Origin of the sequence: Paenibacillus agaridevorans (genome assembly GCF_003112455.1) — a bacterium.
GTDB lineage: Bacteria > Bacillota > Bacilli > Paenibacillales > Paenibacillaceae > Pristimantibacillus > Pristimantibacillus agaridevorans.
Genome location: NZ_BDQX01000054.1, coordinates 145,479 through 158,135 on the forward strand (window position 1 = coordinate 145,479; position 12,657 = coordinate 158,135).

General features: G+C 53.9%; 13 protein-coding genes. 8 read left to right on the plus strand and 5 right to left on the minus strand.

Annotation, left to right across the window (positions count from 1 at the left end; all coding sequences use genetic code 11):
• Positions 1-37 precede the first annotated feature (37 nt).
• Positions 38-1,861: a B12-binding domain-containing radical SAM protein gene (locus PAT3040_RS06515; RefSeq protein WP_108991951.1), complete on the plus strand. Its 1,824-nt coding sequence runs from the start codon at positions 38-40 to the stop codon at positions 1,859-1,861.
• Positions 1,862-2,602: 741 nt separating this feature from the next.
• On the opposite strand, the gene PAT3040_RS06520 is transcribed toward PAT3040_RS06515, so the two are convergent.
• Genes PAT3040_RS06520 through mnmL form a run of 4 tightly spaced genes read right to left on the minus strand, consistent with a single transcriptional unit; the run spans position 2,603 to position 5,600 of the window.
• Positions 2,603-3,577 (minus strand): type I phosphomannose isomerase catalytic subunit, encoded by a 975-nt coding sequence (locus PAT3040_RS06520; RefSeq protein WP_108991952.1) that lies wholly within the window; start codon positions 3,575-3,577, stop codon positions 2,603-2,605.
• Between the two features lie 41 nt (positions 3,578-3,618).
• Entirely contained in the window at positions 3,619-4,014 is a 396-nt protein-coding gene (locus PAT3040_RS06525) for a VOC family protein (RefSeq protein ID WP_108991953.1), read from the minus strand.
• A 34-nt stretch (positions 4,015-4,048) separates the two neighbouring features.
• On the minus strand, positions 4,049-4,633 hold the full coding sequence (gene mnmM, locus PAT3040_RS06530) for a tRNA 5-(aminomethyl)-2-thiouridylate-methyltransferase MnmM (RefSeq protein WP_108991954.1): 585 nt from the start codon (positions 4,631-4,633) through the stop codon (positions 4,049-4,051).
• Positions 4,634-4,637: 4 nt separating this feature from the next.
• Positions 4,638-5,600 carry a tRNA modification radical SAM protein MnmL/YtqA gene (gene mnmL, locus PAT3040_RS06535; RefSeq protein WP_108991955.1) on the minus strand — a complete coding sequence of 321 codons (963 nt, stop codon included), beginning with the start codon at positions 5,598-5,600 and terminating at the stop codon, positions 4,638-4,640.
• 281 nt (positions 5,601-5,881) lie between these two features.
• Between mnmL and PAT3040_RS06540 the strand changes: the two genes are divergently transcribed.
• Together PAT3040_RS06540 and trmB are read left to right on the plus strand one after the other, a co-directional pair.
• The gene (locus PAT3040_RS06540; RefSeq protein ID WP_087570786.1) at positions 5,882-6,088 is read left to right on the plus strand and encodes a hypothetical protein; all 207 of its coding nucleotides are present in this window, start codon (positions 5,882-5,884) and stop codon (positions 6,086-6,088) included.
• Positions 6,089-6,331: 243 nt separating this feature from the next.
• The gene (trmB, locus tag PAT3040_RS06545; protein ID WP_108991956.1) at positions 6,332-7,087 is read left to right on the plus strand and encodes a tRNA (guanosine(46)-N7)-methyltransferase TrmB; all 756 of its coding nucleotides are present in this window, start codon (positions 6,332-6,334) and stop codon (positions 7,085-7,087) included.
• A gap of 18 nt (positions 7,088-7,105) precedes the next feature.
• Here trmB and PAT3040_RS06550 read toward each other — a convergent pair whose 3' ends face one another.
• On the minus strand, positions 7,106-7,672 hold the full coding sequence (locus tag PAT3040_RS06550; RefSeq protein ID WP_108991957.1) for a phosphatase PAP2 family protein: 567 nt from the start codon (positions 7,670-7,672) through the stop codon (positions 7,106-7,108).
• 223 nt (positions 7,673-7,895) lie between these two features.
• Between PAT3040_RS06550 and PAT3040_RS06555 the strand changes: the two genes are divergently transcribed.
• The 5 genes from PAT3040_RS06555 to rplT all read left to right on the plus strand — a co-directional run bounded on the left by PAT3040_RS06555 (position 7,896) and on the right by rplT (position 12,196).
• Positions 7,896-9,092, plus strand: a complete 1,197-nt coding sequence (locus PAT3040_RS06555; protein ID WP_108991958.1) for a glycosyltransferase family 4 protein — start codon at positions 7,896-7,898, stop codon at positions 9,090-9,092.
• Positions 9,093-9,376: 284 nt separating this feature from the next.
• The gene (locus PAT3040_RS06560) at positions 9,377-10,612 is read left to right on the plus strand and encodes a glycosyltransferase family 2 protein (RefSeq protein ID WP_108991959.1); all 1,236 of its coding nucleotides are present in this window, start codon (positions 9,377-9,379) and stop codon (positions 10,610-10,612) included.
• Between the two features lie 375 nt (positions 10,613-10,987).
• Positions 10,988-11,503, plus strand: coding sequence for a translation initiation factor IF-3 (gene infC / locus PAT3040_RS06565; protein WP_087570781.1), 516 nt, complete (start codon positions 10,988-10,990; stop codon positions 11,501-11,503).
• Between the two features lie 33 nt (positions 11,504-11,536).
• Positions 11,537-11,737, plus strand: coding sequence for a 50S ribosomal protein L35 (gene rpmI / locus PAT3040_RS06570; RefSeq protein ID WP_087570780.1), 201 nt, complete (start codon positions 11,537-11,539; stop codon positions 11,735-11,737).
• Positions 11,738-11,836: 99 nt separating this feature from the next.
• A complete protein-coding gene (rplT, locus tag PAT3040_RS06575) occupies positions 11,837-12,196 on the plus strand; it encodes a 50S ribosomal protein L20 (RefSeq protein WP_087570779.1) in 360 nt (119 codons plus the stop codon).
• The last annotated feature ends 461 nt before the right edge of the window (positions 12,197-12,657 follow it).

Here is a 12,657-nt window from a genome sequence, read left to right on the forward strand (position 1 = left end):
ATAGGAGTCAGCTTGTAATGCGAGAGAGGGATTGCTTATGAAAGTCGTGTTGTCCACGCTTAATGCCAAATTCATTCATACATCGCTCGCCCTGCGCTGTCTCAAAGCGTTTAGCGGCGACCGGTTCGATATCGATATCGCGGAATATACGATCAAGGATCCGGCGATGAACATCGCCTCGGATCTGTACGGACGGAATCCGGACGTTGTCGGGTTCTCGTGCTACATCTGGAATATCGAAGAGACGATTACGGTTGTTAATATGCTGCGCAAGATTAAACCGGAGCTGAAGATCGTGCTTGGCGGCCCCGAGGTGAGTTATGATACGGAGCAGTGGATGGAACGGCTGCCGGATGTCGACTTCATCGTCGTCGGCGAAGGAGAAGAGACGTTTGACCATCTGCTTACGGAAATACAAGGGGCAGGCAAATATCATATGGTGTTCGGCCTCGCCTATCGCAAAGTCAGAGAGAGCGGCACGGAGATTCTGATTACGCCGCCGCGGCCTAAGCTGAACTTGAACGAATTGCCGTCGCCGCATCGATTCCCCGAGGATATCCCCAACCTGGGGAGCCGCGTCGTGTATTTCGAGACGAGCAGGGGTTGTCCGTTCAGCTGCCAGTTCTGCTTGTCCAGCATCGAGGTCGGCGTCCGTTACTTCGATATGGAGCGGACGAAGTCCGATATCCTTTATCTGATCGACAACGGGGCAAAGCTGATCAAGTTCGTCGACCGTACCTTCAATATTAAGCGCGACTACGCGCTCGAGATGTTCCGCTTCCTGATCGAGAATCATCGCGGCACTGTCTTTCAGTTCGAGATTACGGCCGATATTATGCGGCCGGAAGTGCTGGATTATTTGGCCGAGCATGCGCCTCCAGGCATTTTTCGCTTCGAGATCGGCGTTCAGTCGACGAACGATCCTACGAACCTCGCCGTGCAGCGCAGGCAGAACTGGTCGAAGCTCGTCCGTACGGTCACAAAGGTGCGGGATTCAGGCAAAATCGATCAGCATCTGGACTTGATCGCAGGATTGCCGCTTGAAAATTACGACACGTTTAGAGGCACGTTCAACGACGTGTTCGCGCTGCGTCCCGAGGAGCTGCAGCTCGGCTTCCTCAAGATGCTTAGGGGCACTGGCTTAAGGCTCGACGCGGAGAAGTGGGGCTACATCTACATGGATCGCGCGCCTTACGAGATGCTGGGCAACGATCTGATGCCGTTCGGCGACATCGTCCGGATCAAGCGCGTGGAGGACGTGCTGGAGAAATATTGGAACGCGCACCGGATGGACCATACTTTGCTTTATCTGGTCGACCGGGTATTCCCGTCGCCGTTCGACTTCTTCCAGCTGTTCGGGGACTATTGGGAGGGACAGGGCTGGAGCAAAATCGGCCATCAACTGGAGGATTTGTTCTCGCGGCTGTGGAGCTTCCTGACAGCTCTGCCGGCGGATACGCCGCTGGGAGAAGGAGAGACGGTTGGCTCGAAGCTGCGGCTGGACGTTGTGCTGGGACTGATGAAGTACGATTATTTCCTCGGCCACAACTATAAGCCGCGCAAGACGTGGTGGGAGCATTCCATGGACAAGTCCGAATGGAGCCGCTGGATGAGGGCGCTGCTGGAGCGTCCGGAAGCCGTCTCCGGCGCGTTCGCGGACCTGGGCATGCACGAGCGCGACTTGCATAAGCACGCGATGCTGGAGAAGCTGCCGTTCGATCTGGAGTCGTATCTTGCGACCGGCGAAATGTCCGAGAATCAGCATACGCTGCTCATCATGCTGTACGCGCTGGATAAAACGAGCAGCAAGCCGAAGCCGCGTGCGTTCACGCTGCGCGTGGAGCCCGCCGCGGTCGTGTAGGCAAGGCAAGTAAGTCGGCCACGCCGACTAACTGCTCGCAAAACGCGGCGCGAGCGGCGATTAGGTCGTCCACGCCGACTAACTGCTCGCAAAACGCGGCGCGAGCGGTGATTAGGTCGTCCACGCCGACTAACTGACCGCGAAACGCGGCGCAAGCAGTGATTAGGTCGTCCACGCCGACTAACAGCTCGCAAAACGCTGCTCAAGCGTCGAATAAGTCGGCCATGACGACTATCTGCCTCCAATCGCTCGGCCGTAGCAAAACCTATTAAAAAGGTCGGAAGTCGCATCATCGCCGCGACTCCCGACCTTTTTTTTTCGCCCCCACATCGTGGGGCAACTTCCGTTGATAAAATTTCCCCTGAGGCTGTCGATGTATTGCGAGTAACTGAGCTGAAATGTTCTGCTTTCGCTAACGGACCTCAGAGCCTCTATTTGCAGCATTTTCGCGATATTGAAAATCTAACGGACTCAGATGAAGCTATTTGGTGCATTTCCGCCCATTCTATGCGGTTTTGACGGAAGTAAGGTCGTCTGTGTCCGTTACAATTTGAACAGGCCCCATTTTTGCGAAATAGCGACTGTGATGTCCGTTACGATCAGCCTTTACTTAACTGCGCTGCCGTCCACAATGATTCGACAGCCTCCCCCTGTCCGACAGAAGAAACAGAAGGAAAGAGCAAACTCGTCAACTTGCTAGTTGTTACGTTCGTAACACTTGCGGTCAGCTTGCCGCCCGCCTTACGCCGGCACGACGCTGCGAAGAACGGTCATGCTGCCCGACAGCTCGTAGTCGCCAAGCGTGGCAGGCAACAGGAAGCACTGGCCGGCCTTTGCGTCCAGCTCGCCGCCGCTGTAACGCACTTGGCCCTCGCCGTCCGCGATTACGAGGATGACGAAGCTCTCCGGCGATGTGGACAGCGCAAGCGGTCCTTCGACGATGCCCTTCTCGACTTGGAAGTAAGGGGAAGTCGCGATCGACAGCCACTCGCCGGCGCCCACGCCGTCCGTTTTCATTCGCTGCGCGCCTGCGCCTTCGTAGGCGATGACGTTAAGAGAGTCCTCAACATGCAGCTCGCGGAGCTTGCCGTCCAGACCAGGACGATCATAGTCATATAGACGGTATGTCGTGTCCGAGTTCTGCTGAATTTCGGCGACAACGACGCCGGAGCAGAGCGCGTGAACCGTTCCCGCAGGGATATAGAAGGCGTCGCCAGCCTCGACAGATACCTCTTGCAGCGTATCCATGATGCGGCCTTCGTTAATAGCCGATTCCATGGCGGGACGGTCGATGCCTTCCTTCAGGCCGTAGATGATCTTGGCGCCGGGCTTCGCGCTCAAAATATACCACATCTCCGTCTTGCCCAGCTCGCCTGCAGGCAGGCGGTCATAGACGTCGGTCGGATGCACTTGAACGGACAGATCGTCGTTGCAATCCAGCAGCTTGATGAGCAGCGGGAAACGACCGTTTTTCTCGGAGAAGCCGCGCGTTCCGAACCACTCCCGGCCGTATTGCTCGCGGATTTCATCCAAGCCGAGTCCGGCAAGCTCGCCGTTAACGACCTTGGTCGTGCCGTTAGGGTGATCGCCGATCATCCAGCCTTCCCCGATCGCGCCATCCGGCAGCTCCAGGCCGAATTGCTCCAGCGCTCTGCCGCCCCAAACTCTTTCTTTCATCTCTGCTTTGAATTGCAGTGGGTATGGTTGTACTGCCATAATAAATTCCTCCATTCTTGTAGTCGCGCTATGATGAAATGTCAGTTTTGCTTCGCAGGCTGGAACAGCTCCACCAGTTCACCGTCTGGTCCGTACAGGAAGAAGTAGCGGGCTCCGTTCGGCAGCGTCGTGATCCCGGTGTCGCGCAGCGGAATGCCAAGCGCCTTTACGCGTTCGAATTCGGCTTCGACGTCGTCAACCGTATAAGCTGTGTGGTGGGTTTTGCCCTCGGCGGGAAATGCGCTTTTATTGCCTTCGATGAGCTCGATCTCGGTATCCTCATGCCCGGGGAAGGACAGAAATGCGAGACGGATGACGCCGTTCGTATGCAGCAACGTATACCGATGCTCAAGACCGAGCACTGATGTGTAAAATTCCAGTGAACGTTCGATACTGTCCACCATTATGCCAATATGTTCGATTTTTCTAACTGCCATTTCAATTTCTCCTCTCAAAATAGGTAGTGCCGGATTAGCCCTTTCGGCGCTCGATCGCGATCAGGTACGGAGCTGTTGTCCGCTGCGGTTGGCGGTACAGGACGGCTTGCGCGACGTTTTGCGGGAGATTTGCCGCCCATGCTTCGACGGCTGCGGCTTCCGCGTCCCCGCCGGGGTGGCCGGGATAGAGCACGCAGGTCATAATGCCGCCCGGACGAATCAGCGAAAGTGCTGCATCAAGAGCGCGAAGCGTCGATTCGGGCTTCGTGATGACGGTGGTGTCCCCGCCTGGCAAATATCCAAGATTAAACATGACGGCGGCGATCCGGCCAGCGTCGCTTGCGTCCACGGAGCTCACCATCTCCGCATGGTCGGCTAATATAAGCTTGAGCCCGGGCAGACGGTCATCCGCTGCAAGCGGCGCGAGCCGCAGACGGGTTCGCTCCAGCGCTTCTTGCTGAATGTCGAACGCATAGACCATCCCCTTGGGACCGACAAGCTCGGCCAGAGCAAATGTGTCGACGCCGCCTCCTGCGGTTGCGTCGACGACGATGTCGCCTGCTCCGGCGCGCTCCGCAATCCACTTGTGGGCCGTGCTGAGCACGGACAGAAATCCCATATTGTCAAGCCTCCTTCCGCCAAAGCTTGCCTTGCCAGGAGTCCCGGCGACGAAGCTCGGCGTCGATGCCGTTGAGAACGGGCCATTTGTCCATGCTCCACAGGGGACCGATCAACAAATCGCGGGGCGCATCTCCCGTGAGCCGATGCACGATCATGTCCGGAGGAAGGAATTCCAGCGTATCGACTACAAGCCCGATATATTCGTCCCTTTCGAGGAAACGAAGGAGGCCGGCCTCGTATTGCTTGACCATCGGCGTTTTGCGCATAAGATGCAGCAAATGGATTTTGATGCCCTGCACATCCATTCGAGCAACGGCTCGTCCGGTGTCCAGCATCATCTCATGGCTCTCCTGAGGCAAACCGTAAATAATATGGGCACAGACGCGAATGCCGCGTTCGCGCAAGCGGCGGACAGCATCCAGGTAACATGCGGTATCGTGGGCGCGATTAATAAGAACCGACGTAGATTCATGTACCGTCTGCAGCCCCATCTCCACCCACAGATAAGTTCGCTCGTTCAGTTCGGCAAGGTAATCGACGACATCATCAGGCAGACAGTCGGGACGGGTCGCAATGGACAAGCCGACGACGCCGGGCTGCTGCAGCACGACCTCATAATATTCGCGGAGCTCTTCGACGGGCGCGTATGTATTGGTGTAAGCCTGGAAGTAGCCGATATAAGCCGCCTCCGGCCACTTCCTGTGCTGCCTGTCGCGTATCGTGGCAAATTGCGTGACAAGATCGTCGCGCCGGCTGCCGGCGAAGTCGCCGGAGCCTCTCGCGCTGCAGAACGTACAGCCGCCTTTGGCGATGGAGCCGTCCCGGTTTGGACATGTGAATCCGGCATCAAGAGTCACCTTGAACACTTTGCAGCCGAAGCTTTCGCGCATTTCGTAATTCCATGTATGAAATCTTTTTTCCCCCCACATGATTAGCTGCGAGGGCGGAGGTTCGTGCAGATTCATGGAAATCTCCTTTTCTTCTCGTGTACCTCCTATATTTTAACGAAAATACGAACGAAAAGCCATGCCTATTCCATATCGGAGAGCGGAACGTTCGGAATTTGGTAACTGGAAAACCAGCTGGGAATTCAGCAAAACAGGCTTGTGTAACCTGACATGATGTGTTATATTAAAAGTGCGACAAATCAACAAATGTATCTGACATAGCCTAAATGTAACCGTACACATGATAAGTCGATAAATTGGAAATAATGAAGAGAAATAAATCGATGAGGTGATGTGAGATGACAACGGCAAAAATTCCTTACGGCGACAAGAAAGTAACGGTTGAGCTTACGATTAAGGAACTGCAGGCGCTTGCGGGCATTCGCTTCCATGCAAACCATGAAGTTGAAGTCTCGGCACGCAAGAAGCTGAACATGGTCCTCGAAGGCACGTACGAGCGCGAATCCAGAGACAACGCTCCGATCCCGTATCAGCTGCTGAGCTAATAGATAGCCAATAGATAACGCCGTACATCGGCGACGTAACATAAGTTGGAAGCCGCTAGCCGGAAGGCAGCGGCTTTTTTCGCGCAGTCGGAGGGAGAGGGCTTTACAACCGTGGCGCAGTTGGGCACAATAAGGACGGATTGTTTATTTATTTTGATGCTGCGTTTTTCAAAACGCTGTAGAAGATTGAATAAAACTGCAACCTATTTTTGAACAACCATTTGCAGAGGGGATTTGAACAATATGCGTTTGAGAGGCAGAAAAGGCATTCGGGAAAATCTGGAGGGCCAGCCGGAGCTGGTCGTGCTGGATGCGGCGCCGCATCGCGGCAATTGGAAGGCGTTCTTCGGGAACGACAATCCTATTCATGTGGAGCTCGGTATGGGCAAAGGGCGCTTTATTAGCCAAATGAGCGTTCGCAACCCGCATATCAATTACATCGGCGTGGATATGTATGACGAGCTGCTGCGCAGAGCCAGCGAAAAAGCAAGGACGGCATGGGGGGAGAAGGGCGAAGAGACACCGCCGAACCTGGCGCTGCTGCGAGCGAATATTGAAGGGATCGAGTCTATGTTTGCTCCGGGCGAGCTGGAGCGCATCTACTTGAACTTCAGCGACCCATGGCCAAAGAGCAAGCATGCCCGCCGCAGGCTGACCAACGAACGGTTTGTGGAGAAGTATATCGAGATTCTGAACGAGCGGGGCGAGATCCATTTTAAGACGGATTCCATGACGTTGTTCGAATTCTCGCTTAACAGCTTCGCAAACATGGAGCTTGTGATGCGCAACATCTCGCTGCATCTGCATCGGGACGAGCCTAGAGAGGATCTTGTGTTTACGGAATACGAGATGAAGTTTATGGAGAAAGGCCAGCCGATTCATCGCGTCGAGGTCGTAATCGGCGAGGAAGCGCTGCGCGAGCATCGCTCGGCAAAAAAGGAAGCGGCCAAGCTTGAGCTTGAGTCGGCCGCTTTGCAAGAGGAGTCCGAGAAAGAGTAAATCCTTGCTGCTTATAATTCAGCTGATCGCAGGGACGATCCAGAAATATTGGACGGCGAACGCGGTTGCCGTTCCGATAATGGCTCCGGCCGCCACGTCGGAAGGATAGTGCAGCCCGAGGTGCATCCTTGACCAGCCGACGGAAAAGGCGATTACGAGCATAACAGGCAGCAATAAGTAGCTAAGCGGCGTGCCCGTCAGCAGCAGGGGTACGCTCCAAGCGAAGACGGCCGTCGTATGCCCGGAAGGGAAAGACGAGTCCTGCAGCGGTTTGGGCACCGTGTAAACGCCCTCTATGGCTTGGTACGGTCGAAGCCGCTTGAACTTTCGCTTAACGATAGCCACGGGGATATGGCTAATGATAACGGCGAGCAGGCTTTGCCAGCCTGCCGTCCCCCAGGGCTGCGGCGCAAGCAGCGCGCACAGCAAGGATGCCAGCAACGTGAAGGTAGCGCCTCCCATGTGCGTGACCGTACTGAACCAACGATCCATCATGGCATGAAGTCTGGTCTCCGTGCGTCTCCGGTTCGCCCAGATCAGCATTTTTTGTTCGTGGGATCTCATCCAGTCGATCATCCGCTCCATACCCTATCATCCTCTCCGCATACATCATTACTCCCATTGTACCATGAATTCATTGCCGCTCTGTTAACGGAGCATGAAGTCTCTATTAACGAATGCTACACAAGCGGTTAACGCAAGGAAAACAATCGTCTGTTACGATTGCCTCCAAACCCTATTCGGCCTGCCGTGCCAACCAAGGAATGCGGCATGCGCAGCTTACCGGATTGACGGAGGCGATAAATGGATGAAAGTAGCGATTTTCACCGACACGTATGCTCCCGAAATTAACGGCGTGGCGCGTACGCTGGGCCGCTGGACGGAGTATCTCGAGCGGCAGGGCGTTCCATGCCGGATATTCGCTCCCGAGCCACATGCATCGGCAGTCCCCGACCCTGGAAGCGGCAGCCCCGTCGAACGTTTTGCAAGCCTGCCCTTTTTTCTTTATCCCGAATGCAGGTTGGCCTTTCCCAGCTTGTCTTATGTAAGCAAAGCCATTCGCGACTTCCGGCCGGACCTCGTGCACGTAGCCACCCCCTTTAACCTCGGACTATGCGGCATCCATTACGCCCGAAAATTCGGCATTCCTCTCGTCGCATCCTACCATACCAACTTTGATCATTATTTGTCGTTTTACAATTTGCAATGGATGGAAAAGCTGTTATGGAGGTACATGGAATGGTTCCACCGGGACTGCAACTCCATATTCGTTCCTTCTCCCGCAACGATGTCGTCTTTGAAGAATCGCGGCTGGGACGACTCGCGGTTGAAGCTTTGGAGCAGGGGCGTTGATCCCGAGGCTTTTCATCCCGAATTAGATCGTGAATTGTTCCTGGCGCGCCATGGGCTTTCCGATTGCGGATTCCTGGCGCTTTATGTCGGAAGATTGGCGCCCGAGAAGGATGTCGAGGTTGCTTTGGAAGCTTTCGAGCGCTTGCAGCAGCAGGAGCCGTCCTCGCGTTTCGTGCTTGCCGGAGACGGTCCGTCCACTCCGGACTTGAAGGAGATGTGCAGACAGAGGGGCATAAAGGCGTTATTTGTCGGATTCGCGGATCTGCCCGTGCTGCAGCAATGGTATGCGGCTGCCGACGTGCTGCTGTTTCCGTCGCCGACGGAAACGTTCGGCAACGTCGTGCTGGAGGCGATGGCCTGCGGCACTGCCGTCATTGGCGCCGAGGCAGGCGGAGTTCGGGATACCGTGCGTCAGGGAGAGACGGGAATTCTGTGCGAGCCGGGCAACGTGAAGGCCTTCGCGGAAGCGTTGTCGATCCTGCGAAAAAACTCGGAACTTCGAAGCTTGATGGGACGTAATGCTTACGCGTACAGCTTGACTCAATCCTGGGACGGCATATTCGGCAGGCTGCTTGACGAATACAGATTAATTAAATCTCATAACCGCACCGATAACGGGGACATTTGTGCTAAAAACGCAGGAAATGGTTGAGAATAAGACTGCGGAGCAGGAAATGGAGGGGAATGGATCGCCGAGTGCTCATGCAAGCGTTTTTCTGACTGAATTAAACGCAATTAAGGCAAATTCCCATTTTGACAAAGAAGGGGTTTCAGTGGAAAATCAGTAAATCAAATAGGACATCCAAATGTTAGAAGAGAGAGCTTGCCTCCTCCAGGAGGACGAAGAAAAGCAAGCCGTAAAGAAAGTGTATGTTCATGAAGTTCTGGCGGACTTGCATGAACGGCACTATTAAAGGGTCAAGGGGGCCTCACGTCATGTTCTTTAGTACCGTGTTTATTGGTTTACAGGTTATTTTGGCTACGATCGCGGTTTATCAGTTCTCGCTGTCGCTGTTCGGCTTCCTTAAGAACAAAAGCCGCAAGCGCCATGCGCCTCGGAAGTCGTTCGCCGTCCTGGTGGCCGCGCATAACGAGGAGCAAGTCGTCGGCGCACTTATCGACAATCTCAAGAAGCTGGATTATCCCAAGGAGCTTTACGACATCTTCGTCATCTGCGACAACTGCTCCGACAATACGGCCGATATCGCCAGAGAGATGGGCGTTCATGCTTGTGTTCGCACGAATACGCATCTTCGCGGCAAGGGTTATGCCATAGAATGGATGCTGAAGGAACTGTGGGCAATGCCGCGCCAGTATGACGCGGTCGTCATGTTTGACGCCGACAATCTCGTAAACCCGGACTTCCTGCAGCTAATGAATGACGATCTATGCGAAGGTCATCAAGTCATCCAGGGATACCTGGATACGAAGAATCCGGCGGATTCGTGGGTCACGGCAGCCTATGCCATTACGTACTGGTATTGCAACCGTTTATGGCAGCTGTCCAGAACCAATCTCAAGATGAGCAATTTCCTCGGAGGCACGGGCATGTGCTTCGAATCGAAGCTGCTGAAGGATATGGGATGGGGCGCGACGAGTCTTGTTGAGGATTTGGAGTTCTCCATGCGCTGCGTAAAGCGCGGCATCTATCCCGTACTGAACTATGACGCTAAGGTGTACGACGAGAAGCCGGTAACGTTCCGGGCATCCGCCCGTCAGCGTTTGCGCTGGATGCAGGGCCACTTCAACGTGGCGCGCAACTACTTCTTCCCGCTGCTCTGGGCGAGCATCAAGGAGAGAAGTCTCGTGAAATTCGATGCGGCGATCTACTCTTTCTCGGTCTACAACACGCTGCTGGGCTTGCTGCTGACCGTCATCCTGTGGATTGACATGGTCATCCCGGCAAACGACGTGATCCACTCGATGTACAGCTACTTTCCTTGGTGGCTGATAACTATTGTCATTGCGGCTACCGTTCTGCAGTTCCCTGCGGCTATGATGATGGAGAAGGTGCGAAGCTGGAAAATGTACGCTCATCTGCTGACGCTGCCGTTCTTCCTGATCACTTGGTTGCCCATTACGTTCTATGCCTTCTTTACGCAAAATAACAAAACGTGGAGCCACACGCAACATACGCGCGTGGTACGGATCGAAGAGGTGCAAGGAAAGTAGACCAAGGATTTGCTTGCATTACGTCGCCGCGTCTGGTTGTTCCAGTTGGAGCCGCTTTGACGCGGAGGGCTTTGCAGGCTCGAATCGGGCGGTCAGGCTCATCCATCTTCCGCTTACGGGTTGACGGGGGCATTTGCCTGTGATATAGTAATTCAGTATTGTGTTTCACACTGATACGCACAAGAAGAAGCACCCGCTTCTCACCTTCCGGCATTGGCTGACAGGTTCGCGATGATCCCAATGGGCAAGCTGCCATTCATTCTACATATAGAATGGTCTCGGCAATTTCCACGGACATTTATGAGATGCGGGTTCTTATGAACCTGCATTTTTATTTTTTTAAAAAGCAGTATACCATTTTGGAGGTGGCACGTTATTAGCAGAGAACATCAAATCAACGATGAGATCCGGGCCAGGGAAGTACGTTTGGTAGGCGCGGACGGAGAACAGATCGGCATCAAGTCGATTCGCGATGCATTGCAGCTTGCTACGGAAGCAAATCTGGATCTGGTGAACGTTGCGCCGACGGCCAAACCGCCGGTATGCCGCATCATGGATTACGGCAAGTTCCGCTACGAGCAGCAGAAGAAGGAGAAGGAAGCGCGCAAGAACCAAAAGATCGTTGATCTCAAGGAAGTATGGTTCCGTGCCAACATCGAGGAGCATGACTACCAGGTCAAGTTCCGCAACGTGGTGAAATTCCTGAACGAAGGCGACAAGGTGAAGGCATCCGTCCGTTTCCGCGGCCGCGAGATCACGCACGCTTCGATCGGCCAGAAGATTCTGGAACGTCTGTCCAAAGAGGTTGCCGAAATATGCAATGTCGAGCGCGCTCCCAAGCTGGAAGGCCGGAGCATGATTATGATTTTGGCACCAAAAACAAACAGCTAGCAGCTGGAACATCATTAAGGAGGAATAACTGTCATGCCAAAGATGAAAACGCACAGCAGTCTGAAGGACCGCTTCAAAATTACCGGTACTGGTAAAGTGAAACGTTACAAAGCTTACAGAAACCACCTGCTTTCGCACAAATCGGGACGTCAGAAGCGCGTTCTTGCCGGCCAGCCGCTTATGGCTGCAGGCGACGTTCGTCGTCTTCAACAAGGTCTTTCCCAACTGAAATAGTAGTCCTTAAAGCGAAGCGGCTGTCGCCGTCCTTGGCGGCTCGGCGCGCTTCATTCGAAATAAACCAAGCGCAAATCAACTTACAGGAGGTTTCCACTCATGGCAAGAGTTAAAGGCGGCTTCGTCCGCACTCGTCGTCGTAAAAAAATTCTGAAACTGGCTAAAGGCTACTTCGGTTCCAAACACCGTCTGTTTAAAACAGCGAAGGAGCAAGTAAGCAAGTCCCTGACGTACGCTTACCGCGACCGTCGCAACAAAAAACGCGACATCCGCAGACTGTGGATCGTTCGTATCAACGCGGCAGCCCGCATCAACGGCCTGTCCTACAGCAAGTTCATGCACGGCCTGAAACTTGCGGGCGTTGAAGTTAACCGCAAAATCCTGGCTGACCTGGCGGTTAACGACATCGCGTCGTTCAACTCCCTTGCTGGCGTCGCCAAACAAAAAATTAACGCTTAAGATCACTTAAGCTGACAAAAGAGGCTTGCTCCGGTATTCACTGGCGCGGGCCTTTTTTTTGGCCGCTTAAGAAATGATAAGTTCTAAGCTTGCCGAAAAACAAAGTCTTATTGGGCGGCCGTTTCGCCTTGATTATTCGTTTAGGTGGAAAGGACAGGGATTGGGAGGAGCCTTTTCGGATACCTATGTCTAAGTGATGATTGTGCATATATACACAAATAATAGAACATCCATGCTGGATAAGGGCCAATTTGTGCATATATACATAAATTTTGTTGCGAAAAGGTCGAAAGCTGGTTTGCAAGGCGGAGATTTGTGTATTTTTGCACAATTCGCTGCTCCGAGGCATATGGAGCATATGAATTTGAGTAAAATTGCACAATTTCAAGAAAGCAACCAACCAAATCAGCCGCATTTCGATTCCCGCGCTAGACGAAGTGCAGCTGCCTGGCCCATTAGAA

Coding starts and splice junctions, on each gene's coding strand:
- PAT3040_RS06515 (WP_108991951.1), top strand. CDS start 38: ATGAAAGTCGTGTTGTCCACGCTTAATGCCAAATTCATTCATACATCG.
- mnmL (WP_108991955.1), bottom strand. CDS start 5,600: ATGAATCTGCACGAACCTCCGCCCTCGCAGCTAATCATGTGGGGGGAA.
- mnmM (WP_108991954.1), bottom strand. CDS start 4,633: ATGGGATTTCTGTCCGTGCTCAGCACGGCCCACAAGTGGATTGCGGAG.
- PAT3040_RS06555 (WP_108991958.1), top strand. CDS start 7,896: ATGAAAGTAGCGATTTTCACCGACACGTATGCTCCCGAAATTAACGGC.
- PAT3040_RS06540 (WP_087570786.1), top strand. CDS start 5,882: ATGACAACGGCAAAAATTCCTTACGGCGACAAGAAAGTAACGGTTGAG.
- PAT3040_RS06525 (WP_108991953.1), bottom strand. CDS start 4,014: ATGGCAGTTAGAAAAATCGAACATATTGGCATAATGGTGGACAGTATC.
- trmB (WP_108991956.1), top strand. CDS start 6,332: ATGCGTTTGAGAGGCAGAAAAGGCATTCGGGAAAATCTGGAGGGCCAG.
- rpmI (WP_087570780.1), top strand. CDS start 11,537: ATGCCAAAGATGAAAACGCACAGCAGTCTGAAGGACCGCTTCAAAATT.
- PAT3040_RS06550 (WP_108991957.1), bottom strand. CDS start 7,672: ATGGAGCGGATGATCGACTGGATGAGATCCCACGAACAAAAAATGCTG.
- rplT (WP_087570779.1), top strand. CDS start 11,837: ATGGCAAGAGTTAAAGGCGGCTTCGTCCGCACTCGTCGTCGTAAAAAA.
- PAT3040_RS06520 (WP_108991952.1), bottom strand. CDS start 3,577: ATGGCAGTACAACCATACCCACTGCAATTCAAAGCAGAGATGAAAGAA.
- PAT3040_RS06560 (WP_108991959.1), top strand. CDS start 9,377: ATGTTCTTTAGTACCGTGTTTATTGGTTTACAGGTTATTTTGGCTACG.